16 protein-coding genes and 2 pseudogenes are annotated in these 22174 nt (G+C 63.1%); 11 read left to right on the top strand and 7 right to left on the bottom strand.

The genetic code is table 11. The annotated features are described in order from the left end of the window. Positions 1-91 (top strand): annotated as a pseudogene (locus tag A8V01_RS28355) (IS5/IS1182 family transposase); the annotation flags it as partial. Between the two features lie 404 nt (positions 92-495). On the opposite strand, the pseudogene A8V01_RS29410 reads toward A8V01_RS28355, so the two are convergent. The 5 genes and pseudogenes from A8V01_RS29410 to A8V01_RS21845 all read right to left on the bottom strand — a co-directional run. Beyond that, positions 496-714: pseudogene (locus A8V01_RS29410) on the bottom strand (Arm DNA-binding domain-containing protein); the annotation flags it as partial. A 134-nt stretch (positions 715-848) separates the two neighbouring features. Further along, on the bottom strand, positions 849-2336 hold the full coding sequence (locus A8V01_RS21860; protein ID WP_245892764.1) for a copper resistance system multicopper oxidase: 1488 nt from the start codon (positions 2334-2336) through the stop codon (positions 849-851). A 25-nt stretch (positions 2337-2361) separates the two neighbouring features. Next, entirely contained in the window at positions 2362-2934 is a 573-nt protein-coding gene (locus A8V01_RS21855) for an RNA polymerase sigma factor (RefSeq protein WP_245892763.1), read from the bottom strand. A 6-nt stretch (positions 2935-2940) separates the two neighbouring features. Next, positions 2941-3387, bottom strand: coding sequence for a periplasmic heavy metal sensor (locus tag A8V01_RS21850; protein WP_103098392.1), 447 nt, complete (start codon positions 3385-3387; stop codon positions 2941-2943). Next, complete coding sequence (locus A8V01_RS21845; protein ID WP_103098391.1) at positions 3384-3647, bottom strand: hypothetical protein; 264 nt, start codon at positions 3645-3647, stop codon at positions 3384-3386. The genes A8V01_RS21850 and A8V01_RS21845 overlap by 4 nt, the downstream gene beginning before the upstream one ends. A gap of 176 nt (positions 3648-3823) precedes the next feature. Between A8V01_RS21845 and copC the strand changes: the two genes are divergently transcribed. Continuing rightward, positions 3824-4201: a copper homeostasis periplasmic binding protein CopC gene (copC, locus tag A8V01_RS21840; RefSeq protein WP_103098390.1), complete on the top strand. Its 378-nt coding sequence runs from the start codon at positions 3824-3826 to the stop codon at positions 4199-4201. 93 nt (positions 4202-4294) lie between these two features. Continuing rightward, positions 4295-5584 (top strand): MFS transporter, encoded by a 1290-nt coding sequence (locus A8V01_RS21835; RefSeq protein ID WP_103098389.1) that lies wholly within the window; start codon positions 4295-4297, stop codon positions 5582-5584. A 10-nt stretch (positions 5585-5594) separates the two neighbouring features. Here A8V01_RS21835 and egtD read toward each other — a convergent pair whose 3' ends face one another. Further along, positions 5595-6581 carry an L-histidine N(alpha)-methyltransferase gene (gene egtD, locus A8V01_RS21830; RefSeq protein WP_103098388.1) on the bottom strand — a complete coding sequence of 329 codons (987 nt, stop codon included), beginning with the start codon at positions 6579-6581 and terminating at the stop codon, positions 5595-5597. A gap of 4 nt (positions 6582-6585) precedes the next feature. After that, positions 6586-7824: an ergothioneine biosynthesis protein EgtB gene (gene egtB, locus A8V01_RS21825; RefSeq protein WP_103098387.1), complete on the bottom strand. Its 1239-nt coding sequence runs from the start codon at positions 7822-7824 to the stop codon at positions 6586-6588. Positions 7825-8000: 176 nt separating this feature from the next. Here egtB and A8V01_RS21820 point away from each other — a divergent pair, with 176 nt between their 5' ends. The 8 genes from A8V01_RS21820 (at position 8001) to A8V01_RS21785 (ending at position 22059) form a co-directional block, all read left to right on the top strand. After that, complete coding sequence (locus A8V01_RS21820; protein ID WP_103098394.1) at positions 8001-10391, top strand: membrane-bound PQQ-dependent dehydrogenase, glucose/quinate/shikimate family; 2391 nt, start codon at positions 8001-8003, stop codon at positions 10389-10391. A gap of 476 nt (positions 10392-10867) precedes the next feature. Beyond that, positions 10868-13084, top strand: a complete 2217-nt coding sequence (locus tag A8V01_RS21815) for a polysaccharide lyase 6 family protein (RefSeq protein WP_245892762.1) — start codon at positions 10868-10870, stop codon at positions 13082-13084. Next, positions 13081-15291 carry an alginate lyase family protein gene (locus tag A8V01_RS21810; RefSeq protein ID WP_103098386.1) on the top strand — a complete coding sequence of 737 codons (2211 nt, stop codon included), beginning with the start codon at positions 13081-13083 and terminating at the stop codon, positions 15289-15291. Before A8V01_RS21815 ends, A8V01_RS21810 begins: the two co-directional genes overlap by 4 nt. Then, positions 15288-16565 (top strand): MFS transporter, encoded by a 1278-nt coding sequence (locus tag A8V01_RS21805; RefSeq protein ID WP_211295105.1) that lies wholly within the window; start codon positions 15288-15290, stop codon positions 16563-16565. Before A8V01_RS21810 ends, A8V01_RS21805 begins: the two co-directional genes overlap by 4 nt. A gap of 4 nt (positions 16566-16569) precedes the next feature. Beyond that, on the top strand, positions 16570-17319 hold the full coding sequence (locus A8V01_RS21800) for an SDR family NAD(P)-dependent oxidoreductase (protein ID WP_103098384.1): 750 nt from the start codon (positions 16570-16572) through the stop codon (positions 17317-17319). 14 nt (positions 17320-17333) lie between these two features. Further along, on the top strand, positions 17334-18212 hold the full coding sequence (locus A8V01_RS21795; protein WP_103098383.1) for a rhamnogalacturonan acetylesterase: 879 nt from the start codon (positions 17334-17336) through the stop codon (positions 18210-18212). 120 nt (positions 18213-18332) lie between these two features. Further along, positions 18333-21221: a TonB-dependent receptor gene (locus tag A8V01_RS21790; RefSeq protein ID WP_103098382.1), complete on the top strand. Its 2889-nt coding sequence runs from the start codon at positions 18333-18335 to the stop codon at positions 21219-21221. Between the two features lie 97 nt (positions 21222-21318). Continuing rightward, positions 21319-22059 (top strand): FadR/GntR family transcriptional regulator, encoded by a 741-nt coding sequence (locus tag A8V01_RS21785; RefSeq protein ID WP_103098381.1) that lies wholly within the window; start codon positions 21319-21321, stop codon positions 22057-22059. The last annotated feature ends 115 nt before the right edge of the window (positions 22060-22174 follow it).

Raw genomic sequence — 22174 nt, 5'->3', positions numbered from 1 at the left:
CAAGGACTTCGAACAAACCATTGCGTCGGCAGCCGCATGGCTCTTCATCGCATCGATCCAGCTCTTTGCCCGACGCATCGCAAGATCATGAAATCCGCGACGATAATTTTGAATCAGACACTTAGCGAGCGTAGTGACTCCCTTGCAGGGATTTGTATCCTCGGCTCGATAACCCCACTCCTCTGCCCGCTTAAACATGGAACTCAAAATTCCGAGGGCTATGTAGGACATAGCAGGAGCGAAGCTAAGATCATCCACGAATGCTTTGATTTCCTTCTTACTAATGGATTCGACCTTACAAAATCCCACTTTCTTCACGATGTATTTTTGGAACATATATCTATGTAATTTTTGGCTGCTCTTTTTATTTCGCGCCAATGTCCAGCGTTGGTAGAAAATTTCTTCAAAATCTCGGATAGTCAAGCTGGCACGCCGTTCTGCCCGAACGCGCGAAGGATCTCCTCCTTCCCGCACATCAGCAAGCCATTTTTGGGCTATCGCCCTCGCCTGTTCGACGGTTAAATCGCCAAACAGGCCAAGCGCGGGCTTTCGCTTGACGCCCTCATAATTACGATACTGCAGCATGAATGTCTTGCGACCGGCAGGTGAAATCTTGCACAGAAGACCGATGACTTCGGTGTCTCGCAATTCATACGGCTTGGATTTGGGTTCAGCCACTTCTAAGGCACGTTTGGTAAGCTTCAACGTGGGCATTTTCGGGCCTCCAAAAGCGCTCAGATCTGGGAGCCGTATGAGAGCCACGCGGCATCAAACTCGAGCGAAAGTGTTCCAAGACCAGAGTATTATAGACTTTTCCAAATACCTGAAAAATAGCCATTTATCTTAGTTCATCGTACTCTAGCAGAGCCGATGGTACATCGAATTTGCCTGTAGCGTTCCATGTTCGCCGCCAGATGCACGTCGAGCTGACGGCTCGGGACGCGGGTATCGGGATTGGCGTCACGCGATCGCAAATCCGCATAAGTCAGTACGCGGTGATCCACGCTTTCCAGCCCGGTCGGACGGTCGGCAAGGCGATCCACCGGCATGGGCGAAAGCATGGCGACGCCCGGCCCCATCTTGACGCCGGGCGCGACGGAGCGATCGCGCATCGACATCGAATGGTCGCTCATCGAACTGTTGGCGGGCTTGCTGAGGTCGATCACGCCGCCCTCGCCCATGTCCATCCCGTCCATATCCATGCCCATGTCGCGGATGGTCAACACGGGACGCTCACGCAGCTTGGGCGTATCACCGACAAGGCCGGGCCGCTGCGCCAGAGTTGCGCGGACAAGGCCCGAGCGATCGATTGCCTCGGCGATCACGCCGTAGCTCTGTGCCGCACCGGGCTGGACGATGAAGTCGTAAGTCTCGGCAATCGCGATCTGCACTTCGTCGGTCTCGACCGGCTGCACCGGATTGCCATCGGCTGCGACCACCGTCAGCGGCAGGCCGGGAATGCGGAAGTTGAAATTGGTCATCGACGATGCATTGATGACGCGCAGGCGAACCTTCTCGCCGGGGACGAACAGGCCGGTCCAGTTTTCGGCATTGCCGTGACCGTTGACGAGAAAGCTGTAGGTCGATCCGGTCACGTCCGAAATGTCGGTCGCATCCATGCGCATCTGTGCCCAGGCAAGGCGATCGGCAAGCGACTGGTCCTTGCCGGCCAGAAGCCCCGACAGCGTCTGGCGCTGGCGGTTGAAATAGCCGCTCATCATCTTGAGACGGCGCATCTGTTCGTGCGGATGGATCGGGCTCCAGTCCGACAGCACCAGCACATGCTCGCGGTCGCAGGTGATCGGGTCCGCACCGGCGGGATCGATCACGACAGGCCCGAACAGCCCCTCGGCCTCCTGCATCCCCGAATGCGAGTGATACCAGAACGTGCCCGAATGGTTCAGCGCGAACTCGTAAGTGAACGTCTCTCCCGGATCGATGCCGGGGAAGCTGACGCCCGGCACCCCGTCCATCTGGAACGGCACCAGCAACCCGTGCCAATGGATCGAAGTCTGTTCGCGCAGGGTGTTGGTAACCGCGATGCGCACCGTCTGCCCTTCGCGCAGGCGAAGCAAAGGCGCGGGCAGCGTACCGTTCACGGTCACGGCATGCGACGATCGCCCGCCCGTGGAAAAGTGGCTCGTGCCGATCTGCAAGGCTATCGTATCGCCGGAAAGGACGCCCGAACCGGCCGTGGCGTGAGCGATCCCGGCAGTGCCGCTCCTCGCCCATGCGGGAAACAGCCCCGCCATGCCAAGACTTCCGGCAAGAACCCCGCCCATGGCGAGAAGACGGCGGCGGGGGATCGCGACGGCGGCGGGATCGATGATCGGCATGTCCCCCTATACGCAGTCAGGGCGCCTAACCCTCGGCCAGATGCGATAATTTCTGCCTGGCCCGATAAATTCGCGTCTCCACCGCCTTGCGGCTTATCCCGAGGATCGCTGCGGCCTCATCCTGAGACAAGCCCTCGATCGCGCAGAGCAGCAGCGGCTCTTTCAGTGTCGCGGGCAAAGCGGCGATCGCGGCATGGATGCGCGCCACTTCGCGGCCGGATGCCAGGGCAGCTTCCGGCCCCAAAGCGTCATCCGCAACGTGGAAGGCTTCGTCGATCGGCAGGGCAAATGCGAAAAGCCGCCGCACTGTCCGCCGACGCGCCCAGTCGTGGCACTTGTTCAGCGCGACCCGCAGTATCCACGCGCGAAACGGGCGGGCGGCGTCATACCGATGAAGCGCAAGAAACGCGGCGACGAACGTTTCCTGCGTAACGTCCAGCGCATCCGCATCGTTGCCCGTATGCCCGCGTGCCAGCCTGAACACGGCGTCGCGGTGCGCCTTCATCAAGGTGTCATAACCGGCCTGACGTCCAGCCAGTGCCACCGACACGGCGCGCGCGTCGTCTCCCGATGCACTATCTGATCCGCTTCCGGCCACGCCGGATCAGTCCACCGTGGGGGACATCAGCGCTGCGGCCACCGCCTTGTCGAAGCGGCCGGTCTGATCGGGGCGCAACACGCCGCGCATCGCAAAAACGTGCTGCAACGTCGCCTTCTGAAGTTCGCCCATCGCTATATGCGACTGGTCGACGGCCTGCTCGACGTCCGGGCCATAGGCATGTTCACGCGCGATGGCGGCAGCAAGGCGGGCGTTGGCAGTGCGCAGCTCCCCTTCCAGCCTGGTACGGCGATCCGCGAAGTCCCGTTCCAGCACATCGACTCGGGCTTCCTGAGCGGCATCGAGATCGAGTTCCCGGTGCATGATGGCATGGATACGCGTTTCCTCATGCGCATCGCTGCGGACCTGCTGGCCGATCCATAGCGCCGCCAGGGCCACGACGAATGCCGCCAGAGCCACCATCACATAGCGATACAAGCCGGAAATCCTCATGAACCCAACAGGTGAGAAGGCGCAGCCGCAGGCAGTGCCAGCAATGACCGATCATGCGCCTGCGCAGGTGCCGGCCCCGCCAGTCCTCCCCACAGGCCCACCCCTGCCGCAACGACACAGGCAAGCGCCATCGTCCGGCGAACGGCAAGCCGTTCACGTCCTGCCGCAAGCCCCGCCATCACACCGTCATCAAGCGTTGCAAGGGCATCGGGCAGCGGTTCGCCGCGCAATTGCGCAAACATGCGATCGAGATCGTCCAAGCCTTCGCTCCTTTCACGCAAAAACCGGGCCTGCTGTGGATACGCAGCAAAACCGCTTTTCCCTCATCCATCAGCAAATTTTTTTCCGGGCAAAAGGGATCGCCGCACGGCCTGCGTATGACCTCTTGCATGCCCGGACAAGGTGGTTCGTCCGGATAGAAGAGGAGTTCCTTGCAATGCGCCTTGCTGCCCTTGCCGCGACGGTCTGCGTGACCCTTGCCGCCCTGCCTGCTGCCGCGTTCGCTCAGCCCGAGCTGATGAGCGCAACCCCGGCAGCCAAGTCTGTGGTGAACAAGCCGACCGTCATCACTCTCAACTTCTCCGAAGACCTTGTCGCGTCGCTTTCCGGCATCGACCTTGTCATGACCGGCATGCCGGGCATGGCCGACCACAAGCCCATGCCGATCAAGGGGATGGCCGCCAAGGCCAGCGGCAAGACGCTGACCGCCACGCTTCCTCGCCCGCTGCCGACCGGAACCTACGTCCTCACCTGGCACGCCGTCGCCGCAGACCAGCACCGCGTTGAAGGCAGCTACGGGTTCACAGTGCGATGATCGCCGCAGGGCAAGGAGCGCTCCGACCTCGTCGCTTCGTGCCTTGTCAGATCCGCGGCAGGATCAACCCCAGGCCGCGTGCGTTGCACCGCCATGTCAGACGATTCCCACCCGCTGGACCGCCGCTCTCTTTTCCTCGCGGCGGTGTCTACCGTGGTGGAATGGTATGATTTTACCCTGTTCCTTTACATGGCGACCGTGCTGTCGCGGGTGTTCTTCCCCGCAGAACGGCCCGAAGATGCAATATTGACTGCACTCCTTGGCTTTGCGGTCGCCTATCTCATGCGCCCCGTCGGCGCGCTGGTGTTCGGCCATTTCGGCGACCGGCATGGCAGACGCGCCACACTGCTGGCCTCGATGGGGCTGATGACCGGGGCGATGCTGCTTACCGCGCTGTTGCCGACGGCCGCTCAGGCCGGTCCGATCGCCGGGGCGGCATTGCTGGCCCTTCGTTGCGTAATGGGATTTGCCGTTGGCGGCGAATATACCGGGGTAGTCGCCTATCTGCTTGAAGGGGCCCCATATCATCGCCGGGGGCTCGTCACCTCGCTCGCGGCGGCCACCAGCGAAATCGGAGGATTGCTGGCAGCCGGTGTCGCTGCGTTGACCGTCAGCCTGCTGCCCGCGCCGCAGCTTGAAAGCTGGGGCTGGCGCCTTCCATTCCTGCTGGGTGCGGTGCTGGCGGCGCTGATCCTCCTCGCCCGGTCAGCCATGGCGGAATCGCCGGAATTCAACGCCAGCCGTAACGCCGGCACCTTGCAACGCCGCCCGATCGCACATGCGCTGAAATACCACCGCGCAGGGATATTGCGCGGCTTCGCCGTATCGGCGCTCGGTTCGATCACATACTATGTCGGCATAACCTACGTGCCGGTATTCCTGACCTCGACCGGCCAACTGACCGAAGCGCAATCGCTGCAACTGGCCACGATCGCGGCGCTTGCGGTCATCGTGGTGACACCCGCCATCGGCGTGCTGTCCGATCGGCTGGGACGGCGCACAGTGCTGATGGTTCTGGCGGTGCTGGCCGCGGCTGCCCCTGTCACGCTTTTCACCGTTCTTGCCCATGCATCGCAAGGCAGGGCGATCCTGTCTGCGGTGCTGCTGGCTGCTCTGGCCGGAGGCATCAGTGCCGTCGGCGCCGTCACTACTGCAGAACAGGTCCCGGCCGAAGGTCGGCTGAGCGGCCTTGCGCTGGGCGCTACCAGCGCGACCGCCCTGTTCGGCGGCCTGACACCGTGGTTGGCGCAAATGATGATCCTGCGCACAGGAGCGCCAACCGCTCCCGGCGTGATGATCGCCGTAGTGGCACTATGCGTCCTTCCGGTCCTTTGGTGGATGCCGAAGGTGCCGACGCACACGACACCACAGCCCGGCAGATAAGCTGCGCCGCCTACGCGGTCTGCTCATCGCCGATCGCGCGGGCAAGGATCACCATGAATTTATCATCGGCATCGCCAAAGCCCTGCACCGGCTCCCAGCCGCCCGCAAGCAGCAGGGTATCGGCGCTGCGCGGATCGTACTTGTGGCTGTTCTCGGTGTGGATCGTCTCGTCTGCCGCCATTGCGAAACGGCGGCCGCAAACATCGAATTCGATCGGCCTTTTCGCGGCGATATGCATCTCGATGCGTGCGCGCTCATCATTCCAGACGGCGCGATGGGCCAGAGCATCCAGCGGGATCGTTCCGCCCAGTTCGCTATTGATGCGCGCCGCAAGGTTGAGATTGAACGCTGCCGTCACCCCTTGCGCATCGTCATAGGCACAGACCAGTTCCGCTTCGCCCTTGATGCGATCGAAACCGATCAGCAGCAGGCTTCCTGCCCCCAGCGTCCGGCGCATCGATCGCAGCAGGTCGGCAGCGGCCATCGGCTCCATGTTGCCAATGGTCGAACCGGGAAAGAAGCCAAGCCGCGGATGCGAGGCGACTTCTGCGGGCAGCGTGGCAGGCAGGCTGAAATCCGCTTCGACGGGATAGATCGGCAGGTCGGGATAGCGCGTCGCAAGCGCTTCGCAGGATTCGCTCAGGAATTCTCCGGAGATGTCGATCGGCACATAAGCAGCGGTCCATATCGCGTCGAGCAGCAGCGGCGTCTTGGTTGCGCTGCCCGCACCGAATTCGACCACGACATGATGCTTCGATCCCACCATGCGGCCGATACGCGTTGCGTGAGCCATGAGGATGCCGGTCTCGGTGCGGGTGGGATAGTATTCGGGCAGCCGGGTGATCTCCTCGAACAGTTCGCTGCCGCGATGGTCGTAGAACCAGCGGGCCGGAATCGCCTTGCGGGGTTGAGAGAGGCCGGTGAGGACATCGCGGCGAAATTGAGCGCGCAGGGTATCGCGGGACGCGTCGATCAGATCACGGACGGCAGTGGCCATGGGTCTACAGATCCTTAGCTAGTCGCACGCCGGTGCACTGCCAGCGCTTCTCGGGGGGGAAGAAGTTGCGGTACGTGGACCGCGAATGCCCGCGGGGGGTGGCGCAGCTGGCTCCTTTGAGCACGCACTGGGCGGACATGAACTTGCCGTTGTATTCCCCCACCGCGCCGGCAGCGGGGCGAAAGCGCGGATAGGGCAGATAGGCCGACCGGGTCCATTGCCAGCAATCTCCGTACAGCCCGGTCGATCCGCGCGGGTGCACGCCGACCGCGTTGTCCAGTTGCATGCCCCCAAGGGGATCGTGGTTTCGGGCGGCGACTTCCCATTCGAACTCGGTCGGCAGACGATGCCCGGCCCATGTCGCGAAGGCATCCGCTTCGTAAAATGAAACATGAGCCACCGGCGCGCTGCGCTCCAGCTGTTGCATCCCGGCAAGCGTGAACATGCCATCCTCGCGCCAATAGAGCGGCGCCGTGATGCCTTGCGCGTTGACCCACGCCCAGCCGTCCGACAGCCAGAGCGCGGGGTTGCGATAGCCGCCGTCCGCGATGAATGCCGCCCACTCGCCGCAGGTTACCAGACGGCGGGCAAGCGCGAATGGCTGGATCAGGACATCGTGGGCCGGCCCCTCATTATCGAAAGCGAAGCTGCTGCCGTCGTGGCCGATGCGGCACCGGCCGCCGCGGTGCTCTTCCCACTCCATCGCGCCCGCAGGCAAGATACCACTATCGGGAAACGCGCCATAGGCAGGCGCCAGCGGATTAAGCGAAAAGGCATGCTTGATGTCTGTCAGCAACAGTTCCTGATGCTGTTGCTCGTGGTTCAGCCCAAGTTCGATCAGCGCGGCCAGTTCAGGGCGATCCAGCACGCGCTCCACATGCGCATCGACATGCGCCCGGTACGCCAGCACCTCATCCAGCGAGGGACGCGAAAGCATACCGCGTTGCGGCCGGGCGTGACGCGGGCCTTCGGCCTCGTAGTAGGAATTGAACAGGAACGGCCAGTTCTCGTCGAACAGCCGATAACCCGAAACATGATCGCGCAGCACGAAGGTTTCGAAGAACCAGGTCGTATGCGCCAGATGCCACTTCGCCGGTGAAGCATCCGGCATCGACTGGATGGTGGCATCGGCATCGGAAAGCGGTGCAGCCAGTTCACGGCTCAACGCCCGGATCGAGGCGAATCGATCGGTCAATAGCGGGCTGTGGCGCACCAGCGGAGAGCATTCCTTCGTGGCATCCATGTGCCCCTAACGACCCAACCCCCAACGGGATGCATCGCCTTTGGAATATCGCGACGAAATGCGCGTCTTGCGCGAAGGCCATGACAATGGCCCCCAGGCCCAACCTCTTGAGGAACAAACCGTAGCGCCGGCCATTCTCGATCCCGAAGTCGCAAAATGTTTCTGGAGTGTGAATGATGGAACCGGAAAGCCTTAAATCCAGAGCGCGCCCAATTGCACCTCTGGTACTTGGTTCCATCATAGCGCTGATCGGTCTGGTTCTGGCGATCGGCGGTATCTGGCTCGCGCTGCTGGGTGGCTCGGCTTATTATGTTCTCACAGGTATCGCGATGCTGGCAGCGGGCGGCCTGCTGATCCGGCGCAGGATCCTTGGTGGCTGGCTCTACTGCGCGATTTTCGTTCTGACGGTGATCTGGGCTTTTGCGGAAGTGGGCGCCAACAACTGGGCGCTCGTCCCGCGCATCATCGCGCCACTGGTGTTGCTGGTGGCGACGCTGCTGGTGATGCCTACGCTATCCACGCGCCCGAACCGCTGGAAGCTGGGGCTTGGCACAAGTGCGGCGGCGCTGGTGCTTACCGCTGTCTCTGCCATGATCTTCGCCCGCATGGCCGATACCGGCCCGGCGCAAGACTTGCCCGGCCTGCGCTTTGAGATGAGCGATCCTTCCCTGGCCTCCGTTGGAGACGACTGGCCGGCTTACGGCGGCACCGACGCCGCGCGCCGCTTTTCCCCGCTTGGCCAGATCACGCCCGATAACGTAAAAAACCTCAAGCGCGTGTGGCTGGCGCATACCGGTGACATGCCTTCGTCGCCCCAGATCGCGAAGACCTATGGAGGCGAAAACACGCCGCTCAAAGTCGGCAACACGCTTTACGTTTGCACGCCCAAGAACAGGGTCATTGCGCTCGATCCGGCGACAGGCAAGCAGCGCTGGACGTTTGATCCCAAGGTCTCGGACGATGCCATTCCCTATACCGCTGCCTGTCGGGGTGTAACTTACTTCTCGGTGCCCGATGCCCCGGTCGACCAGCCGTGTGCGCAGCGTATCATCTATGGCACGCTCGATGCCCGCCTGTTTGCGATCGACGCCCGTACCGGCGCGCGCTGCGCGGCGTTCGGCACCAATGGAGAAGTCGATACCAAGATCGGCATGGGCAACACCCCCCCGGGCTACGTCTCGATCAATTCACCGCCGACGATCGTGCGCGGCGTCGTCGTCACGGGTCATCAGGTGCTTGACGGACAGGACCGCTGGGCGCCTTCCGGGGTGATCCGCGGCTATGATGCCGTCACGGGCAAGCTGCGCTGGGCGTGGGACATGATGCACCCGGACTGGAACGGCTATCCGCCGCAGGGCCAGACCTGGGCTCGCGGCACACCCAACATGTGGACTATCGCAAGCGGCGATGAACAGCTTGGCCTCGTCTACCTGCCGATGGGCAACGCTGCGGCAGATTACTATTCCAGCCTGCGCCGTCCGCAGGAGCGCGATTTCGCAACCTCTCTGGTCGCGCTTGACGTGATCACCGGCAAGCCGCGCTGGAAGTTCCAGGCCGTCCGCGATGACGTGTGGGATTATGACTTCGGCGCTCAGGCCAGTCTTGTCGATTTCAAGGGCACTCCTGCACTGGTGCTGCCGTCCAAGCAGGGCGACATCTACGTACTGGACCGCCGCACAGGCCAGCCGCTCACTCCGGTAGGGTCGATCAAGGCGCCTGGCGGCGGCGTGGAGCCCGCGCAGCGCGCGGCAACCCAGCGCGTCTCGCTGTGGCATACCCTGCGAAAGCCCGATCTTACCGAACGGGACATGTGGGGCATGTCGCCTATCGACCAGATGGTCTGCCGCATCCAGTTCCGCCGGGCGAGCTACAAGGGCTTTTTCACGCCCCCTGAAAGCGACCGCCGCTCGATCGAATATCCCGGCTATAACGGAGGAACCGACTGGGGCGGCGTGGCGATCGATCCGCGCAGGGGGGTAATCGTCGCCAACTATAACGACATGCCCAACTACGTGCGCCTCGTCCCGCGTGCCGAAGCCAACAGGAAAGGCTGGGCCCCACGCGATCAGGCGCGTGGTGAGATCGGGGGCGCCGAAGGTGCAGGCGATCCCCAGGCGCACACGCCCTATGCCATCGACGTGAACGCCGGGTGGCGCCTGCCGCTGACCGGAATGCTGTGCAAGCAGCCCCCTTATGGCGGCATCCGCGCCATCGACATGGCAACCGGCAAGACGATCTGGGACAAGCCGCTGGGCGAAGCGCGCACGAACGGTCCTTTCGGCATCCCATCGATGCTGCCCTGGACCATTGGCACACCCAACAACGGCGGTTCGGTAGTGACCGCAGGCGGGGTGATCTTCGTCGCCGCCGCTACCGACAACCTGATCCGCGCAATTGACCTCAGGACCGGGAAAGTCTTGTGGAAGGACGTGCTGCCCGCAGGCGGCCAGGCCACGCCGATGACCTACATGGTCAATGGCAAGCAGTACCTGGTGATCGCCCCCGGCGGCCATCACTTCATGGAAACGCCTATCGGTGATCAGGTGATCGCCTATGCCCTACCGTAAGGTAATGCGGATAGCATAGCAGCCGCGCGTTCGCAGGCTGAGCAACCCGAGGGGGCGTCTCGCACGGCCCCTCGGCGATGCGTTGGTCTTTACAGGCCGCCGCGCCGGGCCATGCAAGGCCAAAGGCACCGCCCTGTCGATGCGCTCTCGCGTCTTCTGGCGTATCAGGATGCCACTTCCCGGCCAACGCGGCACATCTGCAGCTGAGGCTTCTCTTCGACCCTGAAGAGCACATTTTCGGCATTCATGCCGGGTGCGCGGTCGTGCGCTTATCGCCCGTGCCTGTATTCGCTCCCCCCTGCATCGTGACCCGACTTTCCCGGCTGCCGCCGAGGGATAACGTTGATGTCCGTCCAGCCGGACTGCTGGGCCAGGTATTGGCATGAACATTTCATCATTCCAATTTTGACAAATAAACTTGAAACGTCTCACATTTTGTATATGCCAATGATCATAACAAGCCTTGGAGAGGGCAATTGATCGCGAAATCCGTCATTTTCCTTGCGCTTGCGGCCAGCTGCTCGGCGCCGGTTTGCGCCCGAGAATTCCTTGTTCGAAATCCGGGGGAATATGCCGCTGCTGTCGGACGGGCCGAAGCAGGCGACATCGTCCGGCTCGCAGACGGCGAATGGAAGGACTTCCCGATCGTCTTTGAAGGGCGTGGCCGAAAGGAGGAGCCGATCACGCTGGCAGCGCAGACGGCAGGCAAGGTGATCCTGACCGGCGCCTCCAGCCTGAAGATCGCAGGCGAATGGCTGGTGGTTTCCGGGCTGGTATTCCGCGATGGCAGCGCACCGGGCAACGAAGTCATCAGCTTCCGCCGCGATTCACGCCACGTGGCCACAAACTCGCGGCTTACCGAAGTGGTCATCGATCGCTTCAACCAGTCCGATCGCCGCCGCGAGGACCGCTGGGTTTCCCTCTACGGCCATGACAACCGCGTCGATCACAGCTGGTTCGCGGGCAAGGGCAATGCCGGCGTGACGCTGGCCGTGATCCGCCCCAAGGGCCAGCCGCACGCGAACCGCCACAGGATCGACCACAACTACTTCGGCCCGCGACCACCGCTCGGCTCCAACGGCGGTGAGACGATCCGCATCGGGACAAGCGAGGAATCGCTCTCGGATTCCTTCACCGTAGTCGAAAGCAACGTGTTCGACCGCTGCGACGGAGAGGTTGAGATCGTCTCGGTGAAGTCAGGCGGCAATGTGGTGCGCGAAAACCTGATCTTGCAATCGCAGGGCTCGATCGTGCTGCGGCACGGCAATGGCAACCTCGTGGAACGCAACGTCTTTCTGGGCAAGGGCAAGCCGCATACCGGCGGGGTACGCATCATAAACACACGACAGACCGTGCGTGACAACTACATGGAAGGTCTGGCGGGAACCGATTTTACCAGCGCCATCGCAGTGATGAACGGCGTCCCCGGCTCCGCGATCAACCGCTATCATCCGGTGACTGGAGCACTCATCGCCAACAATTCGGTACTGGACGGCGCGCGCATCACGCTGGGCGCCGGCGCCGATGCAGAGCGATCGGCAGCGCCCCAGGACACGCGCTTCACCAGCAACCTTGTTACCGGCTCAGGCAGTTCTCTCTTCGCGATAGAGGCAGACGTCAAGGGCATCACGTTTACTGACAATGCCGCGAGCGTACAGGTCCCTGCCGAACTCGCATCGGGCTTCTCTACCGCGCCGATAGCCCTGAAGCGCGCCGCCAACGGACTGCTTTACCCCAGCGATCCGGCGCTGGCGAAGCGCGGCGCGCCCGGCGATCTTGCCCCCGTCACGCTCGCACAGGTAGGGCCGGACTGGTACGGCAAGCCTGATCCCGAAGCCGCCTTCGGATCGGGCCGCACGATCAAAGCCGGGTCGGGTGGACTCGAAACCGCCGTGGCCGCCGCACGATCGGGAGACGTGATCGCCCTTGCCGCCGGGCGTTACACCGTCCGCGCACCCCTTCACATCGCCGTGCCGCTGACGGTTTCGGGCCCGAAAACCGCGACGATTGCCTTCTCCGGCCCGACTCTGTTCGCGTTGGAGGAAGGCGGCCGTCTGCGGCTGCAGGGTCTTACGATCACTGGCGAGGCTGCGCCGCGCCGCGCAGGCAACGCGGTGGTGCGCTCCGCTCCGACCTCGACGATCGCCAATTACGCGATCGAGATCGAGGGCACCGACTTCGCCGGAATGGAGGCTGCGCCGGGCTTCGACATCATCGCCACCACGGCTGCGACCTTCGCGGATCATATCAGCCTGCACGATGTAACCGTGAACGGTCTCTCCGGCACCGTGCTGGCCGCCGCCGCGGAAACGGGCGACAAGGGCCTTTACGCCGCCGAGCAGATCACCATCACCGGATCTCGCTTTACCCGCGTCGGCACGCTTGCGCATGTTCTGCGCGGTGGAACCGATGAGAGCACGTTCGGCCCCGAAGTGGAAATCAGCGACAATACCGTGCAGGGCAGCGGCCCCGAATTGCTGGCGCTATCGGGGGTTCAGACCACGCTGCTGACCCGCAACGCCTTTCGCAGCGCTGGCCGCATCACCGTGACGCACAGCGTCGGCGCGCCGCAGACCCGGATAATCGACAATCGTTTCATCAATACCGCAAACCCGCAAATTTCGCGCCTTTATCCGCAGGGTACGCCGCAAGTGCAGGTATCGGGCAATTCAGTCGGCGGAGACGCATCATGATCGCAAGAACCTTCCTTCTGGGCGTGGCGCTTGCCGCGATGACCACGTTACCGGCACATGCCGCACCGTCAGCGGACGATGCACACCCCGTCCTGACCAACGCCGCCGCGATTTCGGGGCTGGGCGCACAGACCGAAGGCTATCCGCTGTTCACCGCCGAACTGACGCGGATGCGCAAGTCGGTGGACGCAGCGATGAAAGCAGGGATCGACGTGCCGGTGCCGAAGGATCCGGGCGGCGGGGCCACGCACGAACAGCACAAGCGCAACTACATGGCGCTTTACGGTGCGGGTATGCTGTACCGCATCACCGGCGACAAACGCTATGCCGATTTCGCACGCGACATGCTGCTGGCTTACGCGAAGCTCTATCCCGGCCTCGGCCCCCATCCCGCCGCCGCCAACGAAGCGGCAGGCCGCCTGTTCTGGCAGAGCCTCAACGATTCCGTCTGGCTGGTCTACGGCATTCAGGGCTACGACGCGGTGCGCGATGCGCTGCCCCCGCAGGACCGCAAGATGATCGACGAACAGGTGTTCCGCCGGATGGCGACGTTCCTGTCGACCGGATCGCCCAAAGTCTTCGACCGCATCCATAACCACGCCACCTGGGCCAACGCGGGGGTGGGCATGACCGGTTACGTACTGCGCGATCAGGATCTGGTCGACAAGGCGCTCAAGGGGCTGGACAAGAGCGGCAAGGCTGGCTTCCTGCGCCAGCTGGACCTGCTTTTCTCACCCGACGGCTATTATGCCGAAGGGCCATACTACCAGCGTTATGCGCTGCAGCCCTTCGTGATCTTCGCCGCCGCAATCGACGCCAACGAGCCGCAGCGCCGCATCTTCGAATACCGCGACGCAGTGGTCCTGAAGGCCATCCGCACTTCGATCCAATCGACCTACGGCGGCTATTTCTTCCCCTTCAACGACGCCATGCCGGACAAGAGCCTCAAGACCGAGGAACTCTATCAGGCAGTGGCGATCGGCTATGCCAAAACCCATGATCCGGCGCTGCTGTCCATAGCCCAATGGCAGGGACGCACGGTGCTCACGCCTCAGGGCCTTGAAGTCGCACGTGCTCTGGCGGCGGGCAAGGCAAAGCCCTTCCCGTTCACGTCGCTACTGCTGCGCGACGGGCCAGACGGCAATGACGGCGGCATCGCAGTGCTGCGCGATGGCCCCGGCACGAAAGATCAGGTGCTGGTGGCCAAAAACACCGCGCAGGGCATGGGGCACGGCCATTTCGACCGCCTCAACTGGATTCTCTACGACAACGGACGGGCCATCGTTACGGACTACGGCGCCGCGCGCTTCCTCAATATCGAGGCGAAGGACGGCGGCCGCTACCTGCCTGAAAACGAAAGCTGGGCCAAGCAGACTGTCGCGCACAACACGCTGGTGGTCGACGAAACCAGCCAGTTCGGCGCCAACTGGAAAAGCGCCACGGCAACGCCGCACCAGCTCTGGTTCAGCGGCGATGGGCAGATCAGGGGATCCATCGCGGAAATGGCGGGCGCCTATCCCGGCGTTACCTTCCGCCGGGCACTGGTGCAGCTGAGCGTCAAGGGCGCAAAAAGCCCGCTCGTGCTCGACCTGCTTCGCGTGAACGGCTCCAAGGCGGCTCGCTACGACCTGCCGCTGCATTATGCCGGGCATTTGATCGATACCGGATTTGCACTCAAATCCAACGTCACTACCCGACCGGTGCTGGGCCAGGCCAATGGCTACCAGCACCTTTGGGTCGATGCCACCGGCACACCGGCCCCGGACAACGGCGTCGTAACCTGGATCGAGGACGGCCGGTTCTACAGCTACCGTGTCGCCACCCCAGGCGTGACCATGGTTCTGGGCGAGAGCGGCGCCAATGACCCGCGCTTCAACCTGCGGCGGGAGCCGTTCATCTTGCAGCGGCTGGACGGTGCGCGCGATGCCGCCTTCGTCAGCCTGCTCGAACCGCATGGCCGCTACGATGCCGCAGCAGAAACGACCACCGGCAGCGAAAGCGCCGTGCGCAGCTTCACTCACCGCCGCGAAGGCGATGTCGATGTTCTGACGATCGGCTGGCGTAACGCTGCAGCCACGGTCGTGGCCATCGCCGAAGATACCGACCCCGCGCATGCCCACACACTTGTGCTGAACGGCAAGGCGCAGAGCTGGAAGGGGCCGGTCGGTCGCTTCGAAATGCCCAAACCCGAAGGGAAATCCAGGTGAGGAACCTGCGCTGGATGGTCATCGGCCTGATCGGGCTGGCAACCGTCATCAATTATATAGACCGCAACGCGCTGGCAGTGATGTGGCCCGCCGTCTCGAAGGAGATCGGCGCGGACAAGTCGGACTATGCGCTGCTGGTGACGGTGTTCATGCTGGCTTACGCCTTCGGGCAATCGGCTTTCGGCAAGATCTTCGACGTTATCGGTACGCGGCTGGGTTTTGCTGTATCAATCCTGTTCTGGTCGCTCTCGATCGGCGCGCACGCTCTGGTCCGATCGCTTGGGCTGCTGGCGCTGCTGCGCGTGACGCTGGGTATCAGCGAAGCGGGCAACTGGCCGGGCGCCGCGAAAGCCAATGCGCTGTGGTTCCCGCAAAAGGAACGGGCGCTGGCGCAGGGTGTGTTCAACGCAGGCGCATCGCTGGGCGCAATCGTCTCTGCGCCGCTGGTGGCGCTGCTGTTCACCGCCTTCGGCTGGCGCGCGACGTTCCTGGCGATCGGTGTGCTCGGCCTGCTGTGGCTGGTGCCCTGGCTGTTCCTCTACCGCGCCGATCCGGAAAGCAATCCGTGGCTTACCTCGGCCGAACGCGCGCATATCCTCGGCCTTAGCGAAACGGAAGCGGTCAGGCCCACAGGCTATGCCCCCGGCTGGGCGCAGATGCTGCGCCATCGCCAGAGCTGGGCGATCATCGCCAGCCGCTTTTTCCTTGATCCGGTCTGGTGGCTGTTCGTGTCGTGGCTGCCGATCTACCTGGCCGAGACTTTCGGCTTCGACGTCCAGCAGATCGGGCTGTTCGCATGGGTTCCGTTCGTCGGCGCGATGGCGGGGAGCCTGACCGGCGGCTGGCTGTCCGGCGCGTTGATTGCGCGCGGGCGCAGCGTGAACTTCGCCCGCAAGTGCGCAATCACGCTGGGCGGGCTGATCATGCTGCCGCCGCTGCTGCTGACCATGCACGCCGCCAGCCCGCTTTACGCAGTACTGCTGATCGCGGTGATCCTGTTCGGGTTCCAGATGGCGATCAACAACATCCAGACCCTGCCGGCCGACTATTTCGCGGGCGGCACCGTGGGATCGCTGGCAGGGCTTGGCGGCACAGCCGCAGTTGCGGGTACGCTTGTGACGACCTGGCTGGTGCCGGTCATGACGAAGGCCAGCTACGCCCCGATCTTCGCCCTGGCCGCTGCGCTGGTGCCGCTTTCCCTCCTGTGCATCTGGCTGCTGGGCGGCCGGATCGCCCCCCTCACCTCTCCGAACACCATTCAAGACAAGGGCTAAATCCATGCGTTTCAAGGACAAGACCGTCATCGTCACCGGCGGAGGCCGCGACATCGGCAAATCGGTATCGAAGCATCTCGCCGGTGAAGGCGCGAAAGTTGTCATCAATTACCGCAGCAATCGCGAAGAGGCCGAGCGCACGCTTGCCGAAATCGAGGCAGAGGGAGGCCGCGCCCTGATCCATCAGGCCGACGTATCCAGAGCTGAGGACGTTGCGGGCTTGATCGCGGCCAGCGTCGAGGGGTTCGGCGGGATCGACTTCGTGGTCAACCTCGCGGGCGGCATGGTGGCCCGCAAGACACTGGCGGAGATGGACGAGGCATTCTTCGACCATGTCATGGATCTCAACCTCAAGTCCGCGTTCCTTGTAACCAAGGCCGCGCTGCCGCACCTTTCGAAAGGCAGCGCGATCGTCAACGTGGCATCGCTCGCAGGGCGTGACGGCGGCGGTCCGGGCGCAAGTGTCTATGCCACTTCCAAAGGCGCGCTGATGACACTGACGCGTAGCTGGGCGAAGGAGCTGGGGCCGCAGGGTATCCGCGTCAACGCGGTGTGTCCGGGCCTGATCGGCACCAGCTTTCACGACGTCTTCTCCAAGCCCGAAGGCCGTGCCGCAACCGCCGGCAACACACCGCTGCGCCGCGAAGGTCATCCCGACGAAGTCGCGACGGCAATCGCGTTCCTGCTTTCCGAAGAAGCCGCATTCCTGACCGGGGTAAACCTCGACATCAACGGCGGACTTGCCTTTTCCTGAAGGGACACAAGAGGATGATACGAAAGGCATGGGTAGGCGCGGCAATTGCTGTGGCCCTGCTGGGCACGGGTGCAACCGCGCAGGACGGGAACACGTCGAAGGGGCGCACCGTGCGCACCGATGCGGAGAAGCCGGCGGCGAACAAGATCGTGCTGGTCGGCGATTCCACCATGGCACCCATGAGCGGCTGGGCCTCGATGTTCTGCGCTCATCACGTCAAATCCTCCACCGCATGCCTGAATCTGGGGCGCGGCGGGCGTTCCACGCGCAGCTATCGGCAGGAAGGGTCGTGGGATCTCGCCCTCGCCGAAGCGCGTGTGGCGGGCTACCGCCGCACTTTCGTGCTGATCCAGTTCGCCCATAACGACCAGTCCTCGGCGGCAGAGCGCTGGACCGAGATGGACACCGAATTCCCCGGCAATCTCCGCCGGATGGTGGAGGAGGTCCGCCAGGCCGGAGCCGTGCCCGTGTTGCTGACTCCGCTTACCCGCCGGGACTTCGTGAAGGGTCGGCTGAACAATACGCTTGAGCCATGGTCGGCAAAGGTCCGCGACGTTGCAACGGCGCTGAAAGTCCCGCTGGTAGACCTGAACGCGGCCAGCGCGGCAGTGGTGCAGGAGATGGGACCAGTGCGCGCCATGGATCTGGCACAGACGGCACCTAACAGCACCGAACGGGACCACGCGGCTACAGGAACCACCCTCAAGCCGCGTCCGGCCGCCGAAGCACGCCTGCCCGATGTGCCGACCACGCCGGACGGGCCGCGCGGCCAGTTCCAGCGAAAATTCGATTACACCCACCTCGGCGATGCAGGAGCGGAACTTTTCGCGGGCCTCGTCGCGCGTGATCTGGCGCGGGCAGTTCCTGAACTGCGCAGTCAGATCGCGCCATGACGCCAATGCATTCATACCAATTTAAAGATTTTATACCGATAATTGGCATGAATTAATGGATTGACTCATATTTCATAATTGGTCAGAAAATAATCAAAGACCAAAAAGGGAAGAGGAATCATGATGTCGCCCTTCGATCGCGGCCACAGCCGTCGCGCCATCCGTTTCTGTTTGCTGGCTGGCGCCGCCTTCGTCGCGACGCCCGCACTGGCCCAAGAGACTGCACCGCAGCAGGCCCCACCACAGCAGGCTGAGCCGCAGCAGGATTTCGACGGCGCTTCGGCGCAGGACATCATCGTCACGGGCCTTCGGGAAACGCTCCAGACCTCCATCAACGAAAAGCGGCGCGAGACCGCGATCGTTGACTCGCTTTCGTCCACCGAGATCGGCGACCTCCCGGCGCTCTCGGTGGGCGAGGCAATCCAGACCATCACCGGCGCAACCACGCACCGCGAAAAGGGCGGCGCTTCGGAAATCTCGCTGCGCGGCCTCGGCTCGTTCCTCAGCAACACGACCTTCAACGGGCGCGATGCATCCAACGGCAGCGGTGATCGCGCGGTGAACTTCAACCAGTTTCCGTCCGAACTGATCAACGGCATCAAGATCTACAAGACCCAGCAGGCCGACCTCGTCGAAGGCGGCGTGGCGGGCACGATCGAACTGGGCACGATCCGCCCGCTCGCCTTCAAGAAGCGCCGCATCCAACTGGACTTCAAGACCAACTACAGCCCGTATCAGGACCGCATCCGGGGTTCGAGCGCCTGGGGCTGGCGCGGAACGGCCAGCTACGTAGACCAGTTCGACGCGGGCGCGTTGGGAGAGATCGGCATCGCACTGGGTGTCCAGCGCAACAAGACCAACAACCCCGAAGAAACATATGCGGCAAGTTCGACCTGGGTGGCGTGCAACCCCGCCATCAGCGTGCCTGCCGGCAACTGTTCGGAAGTCAGCCGTGAACAGGCGGCAGCCGGAACGCCCTTCGCACTTGTTCCCAACGCCGCGACATATCGCCAGATCAGCGAGAACGACAAACGCGACGCGATCTTCGGCGCCATCCAGTGGCGGCCCAGTTCGACGCTCGATATCAACATCGACGTCCAGTATTCCAAGCGCGACTACGCCGAGAACCGGCGCGACCTGAACCTTTCGGAAATGCGCTACGGCCTGAGCAACATCGCCTATGACGAAAACGGCGTCATCACCCACCTCGAAGGGCGGACCTCTCTGGAAGCGGTGGGCACCCTGCTGGAGCGCGACGAGGAATATCGCGGCGGTGGCTTCAATGTAGAGTGGCGCCCTGTCGACCGACTGACGATCAAGGCCGATGCGTCCTATTCGCGCACCGTGCGTACCGACGTGGAGCGTTCGGTTCGCCTGCGCACCGATCCGCTGGACATTTACGGCAACCCTACGGCTATCAACAACCAGCGCGTCGGCTACGTCTACGATGTGGCGCCGGGCAGCTATGCGCCGACACTGACCATCGACCCGCGTTTCGACGTCAACGACTATACGCTGTTCAGTGACGATGCCCGCCTGCGCCGCGACGAACTGCAGCGCCGCAACCGGATCATCGCCGGGCGCCTGGATGCGACCTACGAGATGGACGGCTTCCTGCGCAGCCTGGCAGCAGGCGCGCGCTGGACCGAACAGACGTACTCGGATTACGACGACCGCGTAGAAATCACGCAGGACAGCCGCACCATCGACCGTGACGTGAATCTGGCCTGCCGCACCACCTTCCCGCAGACGGACTATCTTTCCAACGCGCCGGGCAACCAGCTGTCAAGCTGGGCCACGTTCGATCCGGTGTGCCAGTTCCGCGAATATCTGGGCACTGAAGACCCCGGCCGCAACGATGATGTGCGCTCGGTCGCCAACCGCGACGTCACCGAACGCACGCTGGCGGCCTATCTCATGGCGAATTACGAAAGCCGGTTGGGCGACATGCCGATCCGCGGCAACTTCGGCGTGCGCGCGGTGCAAACCCGCATAACATCCAATGGTTTGCGCAGCGACCTGCAAGTGGTCAACAACCCCGACGGTTCGATCCGCCTCGTTGACAGCGGCGTTTTCGAAACGGTAACCATCAAAAGCAGGTCGACCCGGCTGCTGCCCAGCATCAACGCGATCTTCGAACTCAAGCCCGATCTGCTGCTGCGCCTTGCCGGTTACCGTGCGATGTCGCGGCCCGCGCCCAGCGCGCTCGGCGCAGGGCGCACGATCCAGCTGGAGGACGGCACCAACTTCTCCTCGGTGGCCGATGCGATCAGCCTGATCACCGCCAATGGCTCGCCCCGACTGAAGCCGCTGATGTCGTGGAATGCGGATGCTTCGCTGGAATACTATCTCAACAAGGACTCTCTGTTTTCCGCCACCCTCTACTACAAGCAGTTCACCGGCGGCTTCATACCGGTGGTGCTGAACGAGGACTTTTCGATCGGCGGGCAGAACTATTCGATCCCGGTCGTCCAGACGCAGAACAGCACGCGCAAGAGCCGGGTCTACGGCATGGAAGTGACGCTGGCGAACCGCTTCACCTGGTTGCCCGCGCCGTTCGACGGGCTGGGCGGCAAGGTCAGCTACAATTATGCCAATTCCAATTTCAAAAACGAGGATATCCGCCTCGGCGCGGTCTACGATCCGGAAACCGGCGAGACGACTCCAGGCATGATCCCTGCGGCCAACCTTTCGGGTTATTCCAAGCATGTGGTTTCGGGTCAGCTGTACTACTCCCTTGGGAAGCTGAACCTTTCGGCGATCTACAACTATCGGTCGAAGTATTATCAGGACTTCGTCGGCGGCAATTCGCAGCTGCGATACGTGCGCGGCAACCAGACGCTGGACTTGCGCGCCTCCTACGATGTCACGCCCAATGTACAGTTGCAGTTCCAGGCCGTGAACGTGTTCGACGAACCGAAAATCACCGACATGCCGGTCCAGGGCAGCATCCGGCAGTACCATTACTACGGATCGCGCTATTTCCTGGGCGTTCGCGCAAAGATCTGATTGCCGGATGATCGTGGACGCAGGATTGGTCAGGCAATTGCCTAGCTTTGGTATGGAAGCTATGAGGCAGGCGTAACAACGAGAGAGTAGAATCGCCATGGCTGACAGGTTGTTCCAGGGCATCGCCGACCAGATCGTGGCGCTGATCGATGAGGGTGTGTTTCCGCCGGGAACGCGCCTGCCCGGAGAGCGCGAACTGGCCGAACGGTTCAATGTCAGCCGCGTGACGATCCGCGAGGCGGCGATCGCGCTGCAGGCCATCGGCGTGCTGCGGATCAAGACCGGCTCGGGCATCTACGTGGCCGAGCCGGCGGACCGTGCGGACGAGGTACTCCCCTCTGTAAGCGCGCTGGAACTGACGGAGGCGCGCGCGCTGTTCGAATCCGAAGCCGCGGCCCTCGCCGCGCCGGTAATCTCGGCCGAAACGCTGGCGAAGCTGGACGAACTGCTGGCAGCAATGGCAGTGGAACAGGACGATGTGCGATCGACCGAAATCGACCGTGAATTCCACATGACCATCGCTTCGGCATCCGGCAACGGCGCGATCACGCATGTCATCCGCACCTTGTGGCGCCTGCGCACCGAGTTGCCCGAAGTGCGCCACACGCATGAAAGCGTCTGCCATCACGACGGCCTGACCCGGCAGGACGAACACGCCGCTGTGGTCGAGGCACTGCGCCGCCACGATCCGCAAGGCGCGCGAGTGGCGATGCGCCAGCACTTCCAGCGCCTGCTCGGTTCAATGCTGGACGCGACAGAGGAACGCGCGATCTCCGAACTGCGCCGCAAGTCGCAGGAAAGCCGCGAACGCTTCCTGATGAGCGCGAAGATCGGCTGATGGCAGGTTCGATGCCTAGGGGCCACGTCGTCACCTTCGGCGAAGTGCTGCTGCGCCTTGCCACGCCGGGCGCGCGGCTGACGGTGCAGTGCGATGCGCTGGACATGGTCGTCGG

Source organism: Novosphingobium guangzhouense, from assembly GCF_002896965.1.
Lineage (GTDB): Bacteria > Pseudomonadota > Alphaproteobacteria > Sphingomonadales > Sphingomonadaceae > Novosphingobium > Novosphingobium guangzhouense.
This window is presented reverse-complemented; position numbering and strand designations above follow the sequence as displayed.

Excerpts from the sequence above, each read along its gene's own strand:
- egtB (WP_103098387.1), bottom strand. The coding sequence starts at position 7,824 with ATGGATGCCACGAAGGAATGCTCTCCGCTGGTGCGCCACAGCCCGCTA.
- A8V01_RS21810 (WP_103098386.1), top strand. The coding sequence starts at position 13,081 with ATGATCGCAAGAACCTTCCTTCTGGGCGTGGCGCTTGCCGCGATGACC.
- A8V01_RS21785 (WP_103098381.1), top strand. The coding sequence starts at position 21,319 with ATGGCTGACAGGTTGTTCCAGGGCATCGCCGACCAGATCGTGGCGCTG.
- A8V01_RS21790 (WP_103098382.1), top strand. The coding sequence starts at position 18,333 with ATGATGTCGCCCTTCGATCGCGGCCACAGCCGTCGCGCCATCCGTTTC.
- A8V01_RS21820 (WP_103098394.1), top strand. The coding sequence starts at position 8,001 with ATGGAACCGGAAAGCCTTAAATCCAGAGCGCGCCCAATTGCACCTCTG.
- egtD (WP_103098388.1), bottom strand. The coding sequence starts at position 6,581 with ATGGCCACTGCCGTCCGTGATCTGATCGACGCGTCCCGCGATACCCTG.
- A8V01_RS21800 (WP_103098384.1), top strand. The coding sequence starts at position 16,570 with ATGCGTTTCAAGGACAAGACCGTCATCGTCACCGGCGGAGGCCGCGAC.
- A8V01_RS21795 (WP_103098383.1), top strand. The coding sequence starts at position 17,334 with ATGATACGAAAGGCATGGGTAGGCGCGGCAATTGCTGTGGCCCTGCTG.
- A8V01_RS21835 (WP_103098389.1), top strand. The coding sequence starts at position 4,295 with ATGTCAGACGATTCCCACCCGCTGGACCGCCGCTCTCTTTTCCTCGCG.
- A8V01_RS21860 (WP_245892764.1), bottom strand. The coding sequence starts at position 2,336 with ATGCCGATCATCGATCCCGCCGCCGTCGCGATCCCCCGCCGCCGTCTT.
- A8V01_RS21850 (WP_103098392.1), bottom strand. The coding sequence starts at position 3,387 with ATGAGGATTTCCGGCTTGTATCGCTATGTGATGGTGGCTCTGGCGGCA.
- copC (WP_103098390.1), top strand. The coding sequence starts at position 3,824 with ATGCGCCTTGCTGCCCTTGCCGCGACGGTCTGCGTGACCCTTGCCGCC.